A 17,037-nucleotide genomic window follows, 5' to 3' on the forward strand; every position below is an offset into this window, starting at 1 on the left:
GCGCTTCAGCCTGCCGCGGGCGCGCCGGCGCCCGCCGCCGTGCCACGCTCCAGCCGGAACAGCACGTTCGGACGCAGCGGTCCTTCGGGGGCGTCGGGGTCGTCGAAGTCGTCGGCCGGGTTCCGGGTCATCCCGATCTTCCGCATCACCGCCTGGGAGCGGAGGTTGCCGGCCGTGGTCACGGCGAGGATCTCGGGGAGCCCGAGCGCGTCGAAGCCGTGGGCCACGACCGCCCGCGCGGCCTCGGTGGCGTAGCCCAGTCCCCAGGAGGCACGGGCGAGCCGCCAGCCGATCTCCACCCCGGTGAACGGCATGCCGTCGTCCACGTCGTCCATGCCCGCGAAGCCGATGAACTCGCCCGTGGCCCGGACCTCCACGGCCCACCAGCCGTAGCCCCGCCGGTCGAACGCGGCCCGGAACCGCACCATGGAGGCCTCGCTCTGCTCACGGGTGAGCGGGTCGCCCAGGTGCTCCCGTACCTCGGGATCGGCGTTCATCGCCGCCCAGGGATCGAGGTCGGAGTCCCGCCAGGGGCGCAGGACGAGGCGTTCGGTGTGCAGTACGGTCATGCCGTCCACCCAACGTGACCCGTCCCCGGCAGGCAATTCCTTTCCCCCAGGGCGGAACATGACCCTCTCTACCGGCTCGCACCGAGCCAGTCCCGTACGGCCTCCACCGAGCCCGTCTCCGGTACGCCCTCCGGGATCGCCGGGCGGCGTACGACGAGGACCGGGATGCCGGCCTCGCGGGCCGCGGTGAGTTTGGGGGCGGTGGCCGAGCCGCCGCTGTCCTTCGTCACCAGTACGTCGATCCGGTGCCGGGCGATCAGCTCCCGCTCGTCGTCCAGGGTGAACGGGCCCCGGGCGAGCAGGACTTCCAGGCGCGGGGGTACCGGCGCCGCCGGGGGGTCCACCGAACGCACCAGGAACCAGGTGTCGGTGAGGTGCGCGAAGGTGTGCAGGCCCATCCGGCCGGTGGTCAGGAACGTGCGGGAGCCGAGCCCGGGCAGCCGGTCGGCCGCCTCTTCCAGGGAGTCCACGAAGGTCCAGTCGTCGCCCGGCCGCGCAGTCCAGCCGGGGCGCCGCAGCGCCAGCAGGGGTACCCCCGTGAGCGCCTGGGCCTCGGCCGCGTGGAAGCTCATCCGCTCCGCGAAGGGATGGGTGGCGTCGACGACGCGGGTGACGTCGTGCTCGACGATCCAGGCGGCGAGGCCCGCGATCCCGCCGAAGCCGCCGATCCGGGTCTCGCCCGGCGGGAGCACGGGCGAGGCGACCCGCCCCGCGAGCGAGGTGGTCACCCGGCACGAGGGGTCGGGTGCCAGTGCCTGCGCGAGACGGCGGGCCTCGGTGGTGCCGCCGAGGATCAGGACGTGGTGGGCGGGGAGGGGGGCCGGTTCAGCAGACATGCCGGTCGCGCTCGGGCGAGTACAGGTGGCTGTCGCGGAACTGCTCCGCGCCGAGCGTGCGGCCCACCACGATGACGGCGGTGCGCACCAGCCCGTGCTCCTTCACCTGCGCGGCGATGTCGGCCAGGGTGCCGCGCAGGATCAGCTCGTCGGGGCGGCTGGCCATCGCCACGACCGCCACCGGGCACTCGGCCCCGTAGTGCGGCAGCAGCTCGTCGACGACCCGGTCCACGTAGCGGGTGGCCAGGTGCAGCACCAGCAGCGCGCCGCTGCGGCCCAGCGTGGCCAGGTCCTCGCCGGGCGGCATCGGGGTGGCCTGCTGGGCGATCCGGGTCAGGATCACGGTCTGCCCGACGGTGGGGACGGTCAGCTCCCGCTTGAGGGCGGCGGCGGCCGCGGCGAAGGCCGGGACGCCCGGGACGACCTCGTAGGGGATGCCGGCCGCGTCGAGCCGGCGCATCTGCTCCGCGACCGCGCTGAAGATCGAGGGGTCGCCGGAGTGCAGCCGTGCCACGTCCTGGCCCGCGGCGTGGGCCCGCACGCACTCGGCGACGATCTCGTCCAGGTTGAGCTGCGAGGTGTCGACCAGGCGGGCGTCCGCCGGGCACTCGGCGAGCAGTTCGCGCGGCACGAGGCTGCCCGCGTACAGGCAGACGGGGGCGGCGGCCAGGGTCCGGGCACCGCGCACCGTGATCAGGTCGGCGGCGCCGGGGCCCGCACCGATGAAGTACACGGTCATGTTCGATCCTTCTCCTCGGTCGATCCGGTCGATCCGGTCGGCCCGGTGGCCGCCCCGTCCGGCTTCGTCACTGACCACTGGGTGACCGGCATCGCCTGCCGCCAGCCCGTGAAACCGCCGACCGGCACGGCGTGCGCGACGGCGAGCTTCACCAGTTCGCCGCCGTGGCGCCGGTAGCGCTCGGCGAGCACCGCCTCCGACTCCAGGGTGACGGTGTTGACCACCAGCCGGCCGCCGGGGGCCAGCGCGTCCCAGACCGCGTCCAGCAGGCCGGGCGCGGTCAGCCCGCCGCCGATGAACACGGCGTCGGGGGCCGGCAGCCCGGCCAGGGCCTCGGGTGCGGCGCCGATGACCACGCGCAGGCCGGGCACGCCGAGCGCCGCCGCGTTGCGGGTGATGCGCGCGGCCCGCTCCGGGACGCGCTCCACGGCCACCGCCCGGCACGAGGGGTGCGTACGCATCCACTCGATGCCGATGGAGCCGGAGCCGCCGCCGATGTCCCACAGCAGCTCGCCGGGGGCCGGGGCCAGCGCGCACAGGGTCGCGGCCCGGACGTGGCGCTTGGTGAGCTGCCCGTCGTGTTCGTACGCGGTGTCCGGGAGGCCCGGGGTCGCGCCGAGGCGCGGCGCGTCGTGGTCCGGGTCCCGGCGGCAGTCGAGCGCGACCACGTTCAGGGGGTCTCCGGGCGCGTGGTCCCAGCCGTCGGCGCGGCCCTCGTACGTGTCCTCGCGCTCGGACCCGAGCTGTTCCAGCACCCGCATCCGGCTCGGGCCGAAGCCCCGCTCCCGCAGCAGGGCGGCGATCTCACCCGGGGACGCCGCTCCGGCGCTGAGCACCAGCACCCGGCGCCCCTCGTGGAGCGCGGCCGCCAGCCGGGCCACCGGGCGGCCGACCACCGTGACCACCTCGGTGTCCTCCACCGGCCAGCCCAGGCGGGCGCAGGCGTAGGAGACCGACGAGGGGTGCGGGTGGACCCGCAGGGACCGCGGCCCGAGCTCCTCGGCGAGGGCGCGGCCGATCCCGTAGAACATCGGGTCACCGCTGGCCAGCACCGCGATCCGGCGGCCGGCGTGTTCGGCCATCAGCTTCGGCACGGCGGGCCGCAGCGGGCTCGGCCAGGCCACCCGCTCACCGGCGCACTCGGCGGCCGGCAGCAGGTCCAGCTGGCGCGGCCCGCCGATCAGCACGTCGGCCGAGGACAGTGCGGAGCGGCCGGCGGCACTGAGCCCGGCCCAGCCGTCCGCGCCGAGGCCGACGACCGTCACGGGCATGGGGGGCGGCGGGGAGCTCACTGCGCGGTTCCTCGGGGACGGGATGCGGAAAGAGGGCGGACCCGCAGCCTACTGGCCTGCGGATCCGCGGCTCGCGCCGCCCTGGCCCCGGCCCGCCCCGGCCGGTACCCGCCCCGGCCCGGGCCTGCCGGCACCCGCGGAAGCCGTGCGGGCTACCCTCGGTAACCCACTGCCTCACGAGGGAGCCGCCATGCCGGGCTGGAACGCCACGCACATCCCCGACCAGAGCGGCCGCAGCGCCGTCGTCACCGGGGCCAACAGCGGGATCGGCTACGTCACCGCCCGCGAGCTCGCCCGGCGCGGCGCCTCGGTGGTGCTGGCCTGCCGCAGCGCGGCCCGCGGCCGGGCCGCCGTGATCCGGCTGCGGGCGGAAGTTCCGGGGGCGCGGGCCGAGTTCATGCCGCTGGACCTCGCCGACCTGGCCTCCGTACGGGAGTTCGCCGCCGGGTACGGACAGCGGCACACCTCGCTGGACCTGCTGATCAACAACGCGGGGGTGATGGCACTGCCGTACGGGCGGACCGCCGACGGGTTCGAGACGCAGTTCGGGGTCAACCACCTCGGGCACTTCGCCCTGACCGGACTGCTGCTGCCGCGACTGCGCGCCGCCGCTCCCGGGGCGCGGATCGTCAACGTCTCCAGCGGCTTCCACGTACTGGGGAGGATCGGCCCCGCCGACGCGGACCTCGTCGCCCCGGGCCTCGCCGACGCGGGCGGCGCGCACGACTACCGGCGCTGGACCGCCTACGGCCGCTCCAAGACCGCCAACCTGCTCTTCACCCACGAACTGTCCCGCCGCTTCACGGCCGCCGCCTCCCCGGTCACCGCCGTCGCCGCCCACCCGGGCTACGCCACCAGCAACCTCCACTCCGGAGCGTCGAAGCTGGAGGGCCCCACGTTCGACTCGCGGGTGGCCGCGCTCGGCAACGCGGTCCTCGCCCAGCCCACCGCCTCGGGCGCGCTGCCCACCCTCTACGCGGCCACCGCGCCCGGGATCCGGCCGGACGCGTTCATCGGCCCGCGGTTCGGCTGGCGCGGGGCGCCCGCGCGGTCCTGGCGGGCCCGGTGGACCCTCGACGACAGCGCCGGGGAGCTGCTGTGGGCGGCCTCCGAGAAGCTCACGGGGGTCTCGTACGCCGCACTGCCGCGCTGAGCCGCGCCGAGCCGCGCCGAGGGGATCGCGCGGGCGCCGCGCAATGAGTCCGCCCGCCCCCGGATCGCCTCCGGGCGCCCGGGCGCGGGCCTGCCCCGCGCGCCCCCCGCACAGCAGAATCTGCGGCATGAACGACGACGAGCCGGACAACCACCCAGAAACCCGCGGCCGTCACGACCGCATCGACCGGCACGGCCGGGGACCCGTCCGGGGACCGGGCCGGGCCGGGCGGAATCTCAGACGGGCTCGGGGCGCAGGGAGCGCCAGATGTGGTCGGGGAGGTGGCGGGCGGCCTCGGTGAGGTCGATCTCGTAGGTGCTGGACAGCCAGCGCCGGGCGGCCTCCGCGAGCGGGCCCATGACCAGCACCTCCACCACGGGTGCCGGCAGCGGGGCGATCTCGCCGCGCTCCATGCGCACCCCCAGCCAGCTCATGATGGGCCCGAACTTCTCCGCCTTGGCCGCGGCGATCTCCTCGGCATGGGCCACCAGGTAGCCGGAATAGGCGGAGGCGTGCAGGAACAGCGCCACGTCCCGGTGTTCCTGGGTGAACGTCAGGTAGGCCGTCACCCACGCGCGCACCCCGGTGCGAGCCGTGCGGCACCGGGTGAGCGCGGCGACCATGGCGTCGCACAGCTCGTCCATGCACCGGATGTAGAGGGCGGCGGCGAGCCCGTCGAAACTGCCGAAGTGGTGGTAGAGGCTGCCGAGGCTGACCCCGCCGGCCGAGACCACCGCGTTCACGGTGAAGCCCTGCTGGCCGGACTCGGCGAACACCCGCAGGGCGGTGGTCAGGAGCCGGTCGACGGTGGCCTCGCCCCGCTGCTGCTTAGGAGACATGGTGCGGTCCCGTCGGTGTGCGTCCTGATGTCCGAAATCCGTGCCGACGAGCCTAGCAACCCCGGGAATCCCGAGAGCCGGTCGGACGGAGGACTCAGGGTTTGGTGGAGCGCTCGTACAGGGCGCGGACCGCGTCGCCGAAGCGGACGCTGTACGAGGTCTCCTCGTCCCCGCCCCCGTCGCGGCCGCCGATCACCCCGATCAGGGTGCCTCGGCCGGTCGTCACCGGGCCGCCGCTGGTGCCGTTGGGCACGTCGGCGCAGTCCAGGCGCACCTGTGTCGGCCCGGCCGGGACGGCGGTGTTGCGGCACTCCAGCGGCTGCTCGGCGTAGTTCGGGTACCCCATGAGCCGGGCGGGCGCCGGTAGTTCGCTGCCGAAGTCCATGGTCAGGCCCCCCGTCACGTCCTCCAGCCGCTGGCCCGGATAGCCCGGCCGGCGCAGCCGGACCAGGGCGATGTCGTGGTCGGGGTCCTGGTCCTGCGTCCAGCGCGGGTCCACGTCGATCCGGGTCGGCACCCAGATGCCGTACGGGGCCACGCCGTCCCGGTAGCCGGGCGCGAAGGCGAGGTTGGTGCGGAAGCCGCCGCCGTACACGCAGTGCGCGGCGGTGGCGATCAGGTCGCCCCGCGGGGAGTGGACCACGACGGCCGAGCAGTGGTGGTCGGGGTCGCCGTCGCCGCCGGGCGAGAAGAGCGCGCCCACGGCGGGTTCGGCCGGGGCGGGCCGGGCTTCCAGGGGATCGGAGGGCTGCCACCCGGCGTACCGCCAGTCCGCCCCGCCGCCGTCGCCGAAGGCCTTGTCGTCCTTCGGCGGCTCCGTGACCTCCCGCACGATCCCGTCCAGCACCGAGGCGGCCGTCTTGTCGGCGCGTTCGGGGTCCTGCTGGTAGACACCTTGCGCCGGATCGCCGTCCGCGCGGGTCGCGGCGATGCCGCGCAGCTCCCAGGCGACGTAGCCGACGCCCGCGAGGACCACGGTGCACAGGAGGCCGACGACCATGGAGCCCCGCGGGGCGGCCCGGCCCCGCTGCCGTTCCCGCTCGTCAACCTTGCCGACCATGTGGTACTCCCGCCCCAGACACTTCAGACTCTTCCTTCGATGGGGGAGCGGCGGCCCGGGTTCCGGAGGGCGGACGTGTCCGTGCTCACAGCCCCCGCCCCCGGTCCCCCCGCCGGCGGCCCCCGATCCGCCCGCGCACGCCGAACTCGACGTTCCATGGCCCCTGTTACCCCCGTCGGGCTATGGTGCCGGGCGGGGGACGACTGCGCGAGGGGGCCGGGCTGCGATGCGTTTTCTCTTTGTCCACGGTACGGGGGTGCGGCGCGAGCGGCACGACAGGCTGTTCGCCCAGGTCCGGGAGCGACTGACCGCCAGATTCCCCGGAGCGGCCGTCGACTCCTGCTACTGGGGCGACCGGTTCGGCGCGACCCTCGGCGCGGGCGGCCGTTCGGTGCCGGGACTGCGCCCCGGGCCGCAGGGCGCCCCCGACCCCGTGGACGCGGAGACGGCCGAGTGGGCGCTGCTGCTCGCCGACCCGCTGTGCGAGCTGCGGGTCCTGGCCGAGGCGGGCTGGGCGGGCCCCGGCGACCGGGGCGACGCCGACGGCGAGGACGCCGGGTACGACGAGGACGCCGGGTACGGCGACGCGTTCGCGATGCCCGGCGTACGGGCCGCCGGAGACCGGGTGCTCGCGCTGCTCGAAGGCTTACCGCCCGCCCCGCCACCGACCGGGGACGAGCTCGGCGCCCTGCTGCACGGCACCGGCCTCGCCGCGGGCTTCGCCGCAGCCCTGGACACCGCCGCCGGCTCCGCCGAAGCGGCCCGGGCCGCGGCCCGCGCCGCCGACGAGCCCCAGGCCCGCGAGCTGGCCACCGCCCTCGCCCGGGCCGTGACCGCCGCCGCCCTCGCCGCCGCCACCGACGAGGCCGACTGCACCGGCGCCGAACGCGACCGCCTCGTCGAACTGCTCACCACCCGCCTCGGCGGCGACGGCCGGGTCCCCGGCGCCCGCGTGGCCGCCGTCCTCGGCCGGCTCGCCCTGCGGGTCACCACCCAGCCCCTCCTCGACGCCCGGCGCGGCTCCCTCACCGCCGGCGCCACCCCCGTGCTCGGCGACATCCTGCGCTACCAGTCCCGGGGCCACGAGCTGCGGGACTTCCTGCACGCCCGGATCACCGCCGACCCGGGGCCGACCGTACTGATCGGCCACAGTCTCGGCGGGATCGCCCTGGTGGACCTCCTCACCCTCGCCGCCGCCCGGGGCGAGGCCGTCCCCGGGGCCGAGCTGCTGGTCACCGTCGGCTCCCAGGCCCCGTTCCTCTACGAACTGGGCGCACTCACCGCACTCGAACCCGGCGCGAAACTCCCGTACGGCTTCCCGCGCTGGCTCAACGTCTACGACCGGCACGACGTGCTCTCCTACCTCGCCGCACCCGTCTTCCCCGGCGACGCGCGCGTCAGCGACCACGAGGTCCGCAGCCGCCAGCCCTTCCCGGCCTGCCACAGCGCCTACTGGAAACAGGACTCCCTCTACGAGCGGATCGAACAGGCGGTGACCGAGGCGGAGATCGGGTGACTCCCGCCGACTTCCTGCCTCCGGCCCTCGGACCGCAGCGCACCTTCGCGCTCGTCGCGGGGGTCGAGCGCTACGACATCAGCCACCGCTGGAACCTGCGCGGTCCGGCCCGTGACGCCCTGCGCTTCGCCCGGTGGCTGACCGGCCCCGCCGAGGTGCCGCCCGGCAACGTCCGGCTGCTGCTCTCCCCGCTCGACGAACCGGGCGACCTCGACTGGACGGACTCCCCGGCGATGGCCGCCCTGCGCACGGCCTTCCGGCCGGCGACCGAGGAGAACGTGAAAGCGGCACTCCTCGACGAACTCCCGCAGTGCGACGGCGACCTGCTCTGGATCTTCTGGGCCGGACACGGCTACCTCGGGCCGCGCCAGGAGCTGATGCTGCCCTGCGCCGACGCCCGTCCCAGCCAGATCAGGCACCTCAACCTCGACTCGGCGCTGCGCTGGTGGCGGACCGACCTCGTCAAGCAGCGCCGCTTCCCGCTCCAGGCCGCACTCGTGGACTCCTGCCGGGTCGACGCGCCCCGCGACACCCGGTGGAACTTCGGCAACACCGACTACGGGGGCGGGAGTTCGGTGCCGGGCCGGCGCCAGTTCCGGCTCTACGCCTCCCGCGAGGGCGAGGTCGCGCAGAACGACCCCGAGCGCGGCGCCGGCCGGTTCACCGAGGCCCTCCTCGGCGAACTGGGCGGACGGTCCGTGCGGGAGAGCGTCAGCGGGCTGCCCGGCGCCGCCCTCAGCATCCACCGCACCTTCCAGGAGCTGCGCGAGCGCGGCGAGGGCTGGCAGCTGCCGCAGTTCATCGTCGACCGGGACTGGGACGCCTGCTCCTTCCTCGACGACGACCTGTCCCGCACCGCACCGCCCCGGGCCGCCAAACTCGACCAGGCGGCCTGGGACGGGCTCGGCGAGCTCTTCGAGGGCCGCGAGCTGCCGCGCTGCGCCTACGAGGCCTACGCCTGGGCGTTCAAGGCGGCCGGCTGCACCACCCCGGCGCACGGCGGCCTGCCGGGGGACGGCCTGCTGGAGGTGGTCCAGGACCTGGACGAACGGCAGGGCGGGCGCGGCGGGATGCCGCTGGCGGTGCCCTTCGTACGGTTCCTCGCGGACCGGGCCGCCGCCTCGGGCGACACGCGCTGGGCGGCCCGCCTCGGGGACTGGGTGCGGGCCACCCGCGAGCGCCTCGCCCTGCCGGTGCTGCCCCCGCCCCCGCCCCCGGCCCGCAGGACGGTCGTGCACGTCCGGCTGGAGGCACCGCCGGGCGGGGAGCCCGGATTCCTGGCCCGGATGTGGCTGAGGGGTGAACGGGCCCGGCACATATGGGAGTCGGAGGGGGAGCCGGTCGCACTGGACGAGGTGCGGGAGCAGCTCGTACGGCAACTCGCCCTCATCGGCGGCGCGTCGGAGGCCGCCGGCGTGGGCGAGGGCGACGGCGGAACCGGCGGCGGAGCGGGACGGCAGGCGTACGCCGCGGTGGACCGCATCGAGTTCCACGTGCCGTACGAGCTGCTCGACGCCGACTTCGACCAGTGGCCGGTGCCCCGCGGCCCGGCCGGCCGGCGCCGCGCCCTCGGCCTGCTCCACCAGGTCGTGGTGCGCTGCCCGCAGGAGCGGGCGGACACCCGGGCCGAGTGGCACGGCACCTGGCGCTGGCTGCACGCCCAGGGCGGCCGGCACCCCGACGCCGTACGGGTCGTCGCGGACGAGGAGCTCACCGACGCGCTCGGGATGGAGCTGGCCGCGCAGCCGCCGCCCGCCTGCGTCCTCGCGCACACCACGGCCGCCCCGCACGCCGGGCTGCTGGAGGCCGTGCTCGAAGGCGGGCTCCCGGTGGCCGTATGGCGGCGCGGGGGCGGCCTGCCCGCGCCCGCACTCCTCGACCTGCTGGCCCCGGCCGGGCCGGACGGCCGCCCCGACCCCGGAGCACTGGACGTACTGGCCCTGCCCGCACGCGTGCGGGAGGTGCGCCGGGCGGCCGCGGGCGCCGCCGGGGGAGCCGCACGCGCCCACCAACCGCCCGCAGGGGGAGACCAGTTGGTGCTCCTGTGGGACGATCCCGACGACATGCCGGGCCTCCGGTCCCTGGCCTGACCCCGACCACCGACAGACGGCGGAACCGAAAATGGAGGCAGAGGCAGTGGCGAAGGACTGGTGGCTGTACCACGGGACCGGCGAGGGCGCGGACCGGCGTGCCCGCCTCGAGGCCGGATTCCCGCCACCCTGGCGGGACTTCACCGGCGCCCCCGACCCCGGCTACGCGCCGCCCGGGTGCGCGGGAGCCGCCTGGGAGCGCACCTGGCGGCGCGGCGAGGGCTACGTACCCGACGAGCCGGAGAAGGACGTCGTCAACACGGCGCTGCACCTGCGCAGGCCGCTGCTCGTCACCGGGAAACCGGGCGTCGGCAAGTCCACGCTCGCCTACAGCATCGCCTCCGACCTGAACCTGGGGCCCGTACTGCACTGGCCGATCACCAGCCGCACCGTACTGCGGGACGGGCTGTACCTGTACGACGCCATCGGCCGCCTCCAGGAGGCCGGGCTGGAGCAGCTGCGCACACCGGGCGCGCAGCCCGCCGCGGCCCTGCCCGTGCCCGCACCCGACACCGCCGTCGCCCCCTCGTCCCCCTCGTCCCCCTCCGCCCCCTCGATCTCCCGCTATCTGCGCCTCGGCCCCCTCGGTACCGCCCTGCTCCCGCAGGACCGCCCCCGCGTGCTGCTCGTCGACGAGATCGACAAGAGCGACATCGACCTCCCCGGCGACCTCCTCACCGTCTTCGAGGACGGCGGCTTCCTGATCCCCGAACTCGCCCGCCTCGCCCAGGAGGACCCCACCGTCGCCATCGGCACCGACGACGACCCCGAGGCGGTCGTACGGATCACCCAGGGCCGCGTCCAGTGCCGCTACTTCCCCGTCGTCGTCCTCACCAGCAACGGCGAACGCGACTTCCCGCCCGCCTTCCTGCGCCGCTGCGTCCGCCTCCACCTGGAGCCGCCCGGACCGGACAAGCTCGCCCGCATCGTGCGCCGCCGCCTCGGCGTCGACATCGCATCCGGCGAGGCGTACCAGGACCTCGTCCAGGCCTTCCTCGAACGGGGCGAGGACGGCGACCTGGCCACCGACCAGCTCCTCAACGCCATCCAGCTCCGCCTCGCCGGCGCCTGGTCCGCGCCCGCCGACCGCGAACGCTTCCTCGCCACCGTCATGCAGCACCTGACCGGGCCCACGGCGTGATCGAGCAGCTGCTCGCGGCCCTCGCCGACGGCGCCGACGGCAGCGTCCCGAGCACCGGTATCGGGGCCGAGGAGATCGCCGACATCCTGTGGCTGGCGGCCCGGGTCGACGCGGGCCGCGAGGACCGCCCGTCCGCGGCCCCCGGCGCCGACCCGCCGGGCGGGCCGCCGCCCCTGCCCGGCACCCCGTCGCCCGAGCCCCTCCCCGCGCCCGGGACGGACGCCCCGGCCGGCGGCGAACCGGCCGTCCAGCTCTTCCCGGCCGCCCGGCGCGGCCCCACCGGGAAACCGGACGACGGCGGCGCGGCCCGCCGGGGCTCGGCCCTGCGGCTGCCGCGGGCCGCCTCCCTCGACGACCCGCTCGCCCTGATGCGCTCCCTGCGGCCCGTCGGGAGACGCTCCATCGGCGGCCCGGGGGAGGAACTGGACGAGCAGCTCACCGTGGAGCGCAGCATCGAGCGGATGGTGACGACCCCGGTCCTGCGCCCCGCCGAGAGCCGCTGGCTGGACCTGGCCCTGGTCGTCGACACCCACCGCTCCATGCTGCTCTGGTCGGACCACGTGGACGAGCTCTGCCGCGTCCTGACCCGCAGCGGGGTCTTCCGCGACGTGCGCACCTGGCGGCTGACCGGCACCGGCCCCGGCGCCACGCCGATGGTCACCCGCGGCCACGGCGGCCCGCCCCGCAACCCCCTGGAACTGGCCGACCCGGCGGGCCGCCGACTGATCCTCGTACTCTCCGACACCGTGGCGGGCGGCTGGCGCGAGGCCCCGGTGCAGGGCATGCTCCGGCACTGGTGCGCGCACAACGCCGTCGCCGTGCTGAACGTCCTGCCCGAACGGCTCTGGACGCGCGGCGCCGTCCGGCCCGTCCCCTTCGCCGTCCGCGCCGACCGGCCGGCCGCAGCCACCCGCTCCTGGCAGCGGATCCCGGCCGCCCGCCGCGCCCGCGCCGGCCGCCGCCGCACCGCGGTCCCGGCCGTCGTCCCCGTGGTCAGTGTCGCCTCCGGCAGCCTGGCCCGGTTGGTGCGGGTGGTCTCCGGGGACGGCCGGTGGCGGCGCCTCGCCTGTCTGCGCCTGGACCCCGAACCCGCCGCCCAGGGCGCCCCGGACGATCCCGCCCCCGGCGCCGGCCGCAGCGCCCTGGAGGTGGTGGAGGACTTCCGGGCGAGCGCCTCGCCGACGGCCCAGCAGCTCGCCGCCCACCTGGCCGCCGTACCGCTCACCCTGCCGGTGATGACCCTGGTGAGGCGCTCCCTGCTGCGCGACTCGGAGCACGGCCACCTCGCCGAGGTCGCCCTCGGCGGGCTCTTCGAGACCTGGGAGGACGAACAGGACCCCGGCGAGGTGGAGTTCGAGTTCCTGCCCGGCGTACGGGAGGCGCTGCTCGGCTCGCAGCTGCGCGGGGACGTGGCCGCCGTGCGCGAGCTGGTCCGGCGCCGCGTGTGGGAGTTCATGTCCCGCAACCGGCGCACCGGCCCGGACTTCTCCGCGACCCGGGTCACCACGGGCCGGGAGGGCGTGCGCCGGGTGGCCGAGGGGGCCCTGCCGTTCGCGGCGAGGCCACCGCGGGAACCGGGCCTGGCCGACCGGGTCGTACGGGTCCGCCACGACGGGATGCCCGAGCCGCAGGAGGTCGGCACCCTGCTGACCCCGCGCCTGGTCCTCACGGTGGGGGACGCGGTGCCCCCCGCCGGCGCGGTGGCCTGGGTGCGGCCCGGCGACCGGGAGATCCCCTGCCGTGCGGTGTGGTGGGACGACGCGGCGCCCCGGATGCTGCTGCTCCAGGCCGACGAGGACCTGATGGATCCGGCGGTCGGCGCGGAGCCGCTGCCCTGGCTGGCGGCGGGGGACCACCCCCGGCCGGACCGGCTGCGGATCGACGGCCGCACCGATCAGGGGGACCCGCTCGCGCTCACGGGCGAGGCGGCCCCGCTGGACGGCGAACGCAACGGCGAGCTCGTCCGGCTCTCCGCGGAACCGGAGGGCTGGACGCACTTGCGCGGCGGCCCCGTCTCCGCGGACGGTGCGCTGGTCGGCGTCGTCCACACGGTCTGGCCCGACCGCATGGTGTTCCTGCTGGCCGACGCCCTGCTGGAACAGCCGGGCTTCCGCGCGGCGCTGGAGGGTTCCGGGCGGGCGCGGGACACGGAGACCGCGGTGTGCCTGGCGGTGCTGCCCGGCGCCGACGGCGTGGTCCCGACCGGGAGCACGCCGCTCGCGGAGACGCGCGACATGCTGGTCGAGCTCATGCGGCACACCGGTGTCAGCGGGCGGCTGACCGGCGGCGAGGGGGACGCGCCGCTGCTCGTCGCACTCGCCGCGCCGGGCGCCCACGCCAAGGCGGGCCGGCTCCTGCACGACCTGCCCGGGGTCATGACCCGGTACGGATTCCGGCGCGTGGACGGTATGCACCCCTCGCTCGGCGTGGCCGTGGGAGGGGGCACGGACGAGAGCGCACGGCTGGTGCGGCACCCCGTGATCGCGGATCTGCTGGGACGGACGGTGCGTCCGGGGGCGCTCGTCCTCGCCGTCTCCCACCGCCTGTACGAGGCGCTGGGCGACGTGATCGGCTCGCCCGCCCGGCTCGCGCTGCACCGGGTGGGCGGCGCCGACGAGGGCTGGGTGTGCTCGGACGACCACGCGCCCGCCGGGGTGCTCGGGCAGGTACTGACCGAGGCGGGCGGGCTCCTGGACGAGGGCATCGACTGGCCGGCGTGCGGACTCCGGGCCTCACCGGCCGACCCGCGGGCCTGCATCGGCATCCGGCTGCCGGGCCACGGGCGGTGCCTCGCCCATCTGGAGATCGAGGACCAGGAAAGCTACCTCGGGTCGCTGTCGCCGGGAGCACCGGTGGACCTCCGGGGCACCACCTTCGACCACGGCCTGCTGCCGCGCCTCCTCATGGCGTTGCAGCCGGGCGCTCCGGGACCCGCCAGACTGGGGCCGGCGGCCTTCGACCGGGCACGGTTCGCGGAGGGCTGGAACCGGTCGGACATCGAGTTCTCGGATCGCGCGTCCTTCGTCCGGGCCACCTTCGCGGACCGGGCCGGTTTCGCCGGCGCCGTCTTCGCCGGGCCGGTCTCCCTCGACGGCGCGGTCTTCGAGCGCGTCGGCGACTTCGACCGGTGCCGCTTCCAGCGCACGGCCACGTTCCGCCGGACGCTCTTCCACGGTTCGGCGGGGTTCAAGAACGCGGTGTTCCTCGGTGACGTCTCCTTCGCCCGGGCCGTGCTGGCGGCGTCCGCGGACCTGAACGGGGTACAAGTGGCCGGGACGGCGGACTTCTCCCGCACGTTCTTCGGCGGCCTGGCCATGCTGAACGAGGCGGGCTTCGCCGGGGCCGTCTCCTTCGCGTCCGCGGAGTGGGAGGGCGGGCTGCTGTCCAACAGGGCGGTCTTCGAAGCCCCGGTGGACTTCGCGGGGGCGTGCTTCCGGGGCCGGGTCCGCTTCGACGGCGTGCTCTTCGAGGCGGACTCGCTCGTCGGCCAGTTCCCCTTCGTCGCGCCGCCGGACCGCTGGGCCTCCGTCCGGCGTTCGGACGGCACCTGGGACATCCGGCTGCTAGACGCCGAGGAGTGAGCCCGCGGTGCGGCCGCCGGGCCCTCAGGGTCCGGTGTGCGAGGCCTCCAGCTGTCGTTCCGGCCGCCCGGCCGCCACCGGCAGGCTCGCCTCGATCTCGTCCAGGGCCCGGCGGGCGGTCGCGATCCGCGCCCGGACGTCGGGATCCGCGCCCGGCACCGGGGCGCGGTTGGCCTCTTCCTCCATCTCGCGCGCCTCGTCGAGGGAGTTGAGGACGACGCCGATGAGCACGTTCACCAGTACGAAGGAGGCCAGCAGCGCGTAGGAGGCGTAGTAGACGATGCTCAGCCGGGAGATCTGCAGTCCCGCGCGGACGGCGTCCGTCAGACCGTCGAGCGTGGTGAGCAGGAAGAGCGTGAGCATCGCGCGGCCCACCGAGCCGTAGTGCCCGGGGTCCGACCTCGCGAAGCACACCCAGCCGACCATGGCGTACACGTACAGGACCAGCGCGCCGACGAACAGGAAGCTCGCGGTGCCCGGCAGGCTGCGGCCGACGGCGATCAGCAGGATGCGCAGGTGGGGCAGGAAGCGGGCGGTGCGCAGGACGCGGGCCAGGCGCAGCAGCCGCAGCAGGGTGGTGTTCTCACGGACGAGCGGGACGAAGGCGGAGGCCACGACCGCGAGGTCGAAGAGGTTCCACGGATCACGGAAGAATGCTTTCGGCCGGTCGGCGCAGGCGCCCAGGCGCAGCAGCATTTCCAGGGTGAACAGGGCCAGGCAGCAGTTCTCCGCGCCCTGCAGCACGAGCCGGTACTCCGCGGCGAGCCCGCTGTACGTCTCCACCCCCATCAGCGCGGCGTTGAAGAGGATCGCGCAGAAGACGACCATCCCGAAGGCGGGGGCCTCCGTGGCCACCCGGCATCGGGCTGCCAGCTTCATCCGGCCGCGTCCGGCCGGCCTCGGGTCTCTCATCGTGCTCCTCGTACTCTCGTCTGCGCCGCGGGCGAAACGGCGGGCCACCCCTCTAACGCCGCAAGCCCGATCGGGTTTCACCCCTGTCCGCCCTCCGGTGCACCCGGGCGTGAGCGGGAGCGCGGTTCCGCTCCCGTGCGCCGCCTTCGCCCCCTCGTCCCGGGCCGGGGCCAAGTGCGTTGCGTGAACAGTCGGTTGATCTGCGGGTGGGGTGACCCTTCGGCGCATATGCTCGCTTCGTACACCCGCACTGCGTACACCCGTACACCGTGCATCCGTGCTTCCGCATGCCTCGCAGCCGTAAGGGGACCGCGCCGTGAGTGTCCGTATCCAACCCTCCTCCCAGGTCGACGAGAGCGCCGAGCTCGGTGAGGGAACGACGATCTGGGATCTGGCGCAGATCCGCGAGGAGGCCCGGCTCGGGCGCGGGTGCATCGTGGGGCGCGGGGCGTACGTAGGGCCCGGCGTACGGATCGGCGACCACGTGAAGCTGCAGAACTACGCACTCGTCTACGAGCCCGCGGTCCTCGGCGACGGGGTCTTCATCGGCCCCGCGGCGGTGCTCACCAACGACTTCTACCCGCGCGCGGTCGACCCCGAGGGCCGGATCAAGCGCGACGGCGACTGGGAGGCCGCCGGGGTCGTGGTCGCCGAGGGGGCCTCGCTCGGGGCCCGTTCGGTGTGCGTGGCCGGGGTGCGCGTCGGGCGCTGGGCGCTCGTCGCGGCCGGCGCCGTGGTGTCCAAGGACGTGCCGGACTTCGCGCTCGTCGCGGGCGTGCCGGCCCGGCGGATCGGCTGGGTGGGCCGGGCCGGTGTCCGCCTGGTCGAGCGCGAAGGCGAACCGGGCACCTGGGAGTGTCCGCGCACCGGAGCGCTGCACGACGAGAAGGACGGCACGCTCATCGAGCGAACCTGACGGAATGTCGGCAATTTAGGGCACCGGCATTTCCTCAAAACCACAATCAATGAACATCCGTGGGCATAACGTGTCCCTGCACACGGGATCTGAGCAGGCAACAGGCCATGTTCAGTGGGGGGTTGTGTACGACGAGGGCACCGGGGCAGGGCCATGTCGGCGCGGGCACACCCGCGCCTGCTGACACTGCCGTTCACGCGTGTCCCGGTCCGAGGCATCGCTGGGGGGATCCAGACGCCGGCCTTCGGACGGTTCGTGCCATCGGCGTGATACATCGCCGCGGGCACGGACGCCGTCATGCGCCGTTCCCCTCCGCGGAGTGACGACCGCCAGGTCCGTCCGAGGAGAACGAACAGAGGGGGTAGGTGTGTTGGAGCCGTACAGCTCGGACAT

General features: G+C 75.3%; 13 protein-coding genes. 6 read left to right on the forward strand and 7 right to left on the reverse strand.

What is annotated here, in order from left to right:
* Nucleotides 1-5: 5 nt before the first annotated feature.
* The 4 genes from JYK04_RS32605 to cbiE form a co-directional block, all read right to left on the reverse strand.
* Nucleotides 6-569 carry a GNAT family N-acetyltransferase gene (locus JYK04_RS32605; RefSeq protein ID WP_189745862.1) on the reverse strand — a complete coding sequence of 188 codons (564 nt, stop codon included), beginning with the start codon at nt 567-569 and terminating at the stop codon, nt 6-8.
* A 68-nt stretch (nt 570-637) separates the two neighbouring features.
* A complete protein-coding gene (locus JYK04_RS32610) occupies nt 638-1,405 on the reverse strand; it encodes a cobalt-precorrin-6A reductase (protein WP_189745864.1) in 768 nt (255 codons plus the stop codon).
* Nucleotides 1,395-2,144: a precorrin-4 C(11)-methyltransferase gene (cobM, locus tag JYK04_RS32615; RefSeq protein ID WP_189745866.1), complete on the reverse strand. Its 750-nt coding sequence runs from the start codon at nt 2,142-2,144 to the stop codon at nt 1,395-1,397. The genes JYK04_RS32610 and cobM overlap by 11 nt, the downstream gene beginning before the upstream one ends.
* Complete coding sequence (cbiE, locus tag JYK04_RS32620) at nt 2,141-3,415, reverse strand: precorrin-6y C5,15-methyltransferase (decarboxylating) subunit CbiE (protein WP_189745990.1); 1,275 nt, start codon at nt 3,413-3,415, stop codon at nt 2,141-2,143. The genes cobM and cbiE overlap by 4 nt, the downstream gene beginning before the upstream one ends.
* A 211-nt stretch (nt 3,416-3,626) precedes the next feature.
* Between cbiE and JYK04_RS32625 the strand changes: the two genes are divergently transcribed.
* Nucleotides 3,627-4,589, forward strand: coding sequence for an oxidoreductase (locus JYK04_RS32625; RefSeq protein ID WP_189745868.1), 963 nt, complete (start codon nt 3,627-3,629; stop codon nt 4,587-4,589).
* Nucleotides 4,590-4,825: 236 nt separating this feature from the next.
* On the opposite strand, the gene JYK04_RS32630 is transcribed toward JYK04_RS32625, so the two are convergent.
* Nucleotides 4,826-5,428, reverse strand: a complete 603-nt coding sequence (locus JYK04_RS32630; protein WP_189745870.1) for a TetR/AcrR family transcriptional regulator — start codon at nt 5,426-5,428, stop codon at nt 4,826-4,828.
* Between the two features lie 94 nt (nt 5,429-5,522).
* On the reverse strand, nt 5,523-6,488 hold the full coding sequence (locus JYK04_RS32635) for a trypsin-like serine peptidase (RefSeq protein WP_202185926.1): 966 nt from the start codon (nt 6,486-6,488) through the stop codon (nt 5,523-5,525).
* 226 nt (nt 6,489-6,714) lie between these two features.
* On the opposite strand from JYK04_RS32635, the gene JYK04_RS32640 reads away from it, so the two are divergent.
* The 4 genes from JYK04_RS32640 to JYK04_RS32655 are packed head-to-tail and all read left to right on the forward strand — an operon-like array spanning nt 6,715 to nt 14,816.
* Nucleotides 6,715-8,004, forward strand: a complete 1,290-nt coding sequence (locus tag JYK04_RS32640; RefSeq protein ID WP_189745872.1) for an RBBP9/YdeN family alpha/beta hydrolase — start codon at nt 6,715-6,717, stop codon at nt 8,002-8,004.
* A complete protein-coding gene (locus JYK04_RS32645) occupies nt 8,001-10,094 on the forward strand; it encodes a VMAP-C domain-containing protein (protein ID WP_189745874.1) in 2,094 nt (697 codons plus the stop codon). Before JYK04_RS32640 ends, JYK04_RS32645 begins: the two co-directional genes overlap by 4 nt.
* A 31-nt stretch (nt 10,095-10,125) precedes the next feature.
* On the forward strand, nt 10,126-11,235 hold the full coding sequence (locus tag JYK04_RS32650; protein ID WP_189745876.1) for an AAA family ATPase: 1,110 nt from the start codon (nt 10,126-10,128) through the stop codon (nt 11,233-11,235).
* Complete coding sequence (locus tag JYK04_RS32655) at nt 11,232-14,816, forward strand: pentapeptide repeat-containing protein (RefSeq protein WP_189745878.1); 3,585 nt, start codon at nt 11,232-11,234, stop codon at nt 14,814-14,816. The genes JYK04_RS32650 and JYK04_RS32655 overlap by 4 nt, the downstream gene beginning before the upstream one ends.
* A gap of 24 nt (nt 14,817-14,840) precedes the next feature.
* On the opposite strand, the gene JYK04_RS32660 is transcribed toward JYK04_RS32655, so the two are convergent.
* Entirely contained in the window at nt 14,841-15,728 is an 888-nt protein-coding gene (locus JYK04_RS32660) for an ion transporter (protein ID WP_189745880.1), read from the reverse strand.
* A gap of 316 nt (nt 15,729-16,044) precedes the next feature.
* Here JYK04_RS32660 and JYK04_RS32665 point away from each other — a divergent pair, with 316 nt between their 5' ends.
* Nucleotides 16,045-16,644 carry an acyltransferase gene (locus JYK04_RS32665; RefSeq protein ID WP_030009433.1) on the forward strand — a complete coding sequence of 200 codons (600 nt, stop codon included), beginning with the start codon at nt 16,045-16,047 and terminating at the stop codon, nt 16,642-16,644.
* Nucleotides 16,645-17,037: the final 393 nt, after the last annotated feature.

Origin of the sequence: Streptomyces nojiriensis, assembly GCF_017639205.1 — a bacterium.
Classification (GTDB): Bacteria; Actinomycetota; Actinomycetes; order Streptomycetales; family Streptomycetaceae; genus Streptomyces; species Streptomyces nojiriensis.

What these genes read in the sequence shown, in the direction of transcription:
- JYK04_RS32605 (WP_189745862.1), bottom strand. Translation starts at nt 569, where the DNA reads ATGACCGTACTGCACACCGAACGCCTCGTCCTGCGCCCCTGGCGGGAC.
- JYK04_RS32610 (WP_189745864.1), bottom strand. Translation starts at nt 1,405, where the DNA reads ATGTCTGCTGAACCGGCCCCCCTCCCCGCCCACCACGTCCTGATCCTC.
- cobM (WP_189745866.1), bottom strand. Translation starts at nt 2,144, where the DNA reads ATGACCGTGTACTTCATCGGTGCGGGCCCCGGCGCCGCCGACCTGATC.
- cbiE (WP_189745990.1), bottom strand. Translation starts at nt 3,415, where the DNA reads ATGCCCGTGACGGTCGTCGGCCTCGGCGCGGACGGCTGGGCCGGGCTC.
- JYK04_RS32625 (WP_189745868.1), top strand. Translation starts at nt 3,627, where the DNA reads ATGCCGGGCTGGAACGCCACGCACATCCCCGACCAGAGCGGCCGCAGC.
- JYK04_RS32630 (WP_189745870.1), bottom strand. Translation starts at nt 5,428, where the DNA reads ATGTCTCCTAAGCAGCAGCGGGGCGAGGCCACCGTCGACCGGCTCCTG.
- JYK04_RS32635 (WP_202185926.1), bottom strand. Translation starts at nt 6,488, where the DNA reads ATGGTCGGCAAGGTTGACGAGCGGGAACGGCAGCGGGGCCGGGCCGCC.
- JYK04_RS32640 (WP_189745872.1), top strand. Translation starts at nt 6,715, where the DNA reads ATGCGTTTTCTCTTTGTCCACGGTACGGGGGTGCGGCGCGAGCGGCAC.
- JYK04_RS32650 (WP_189745876.1), top strand. Translation starts at nt 10,126, where the DNA reads ATGGAGGCAGAGGCAGTGGCGAAGGACTGGTGGCTGTACCACGGGACC.
- JYK04_RS32660 (WP_189745880.1), bottom strand. Translation starts at nt 15,728, where the DNA reads ATGAGAGACCCGAGGCCGGCCGGACGCGGCCGGATGAAGCTGGCAGCC.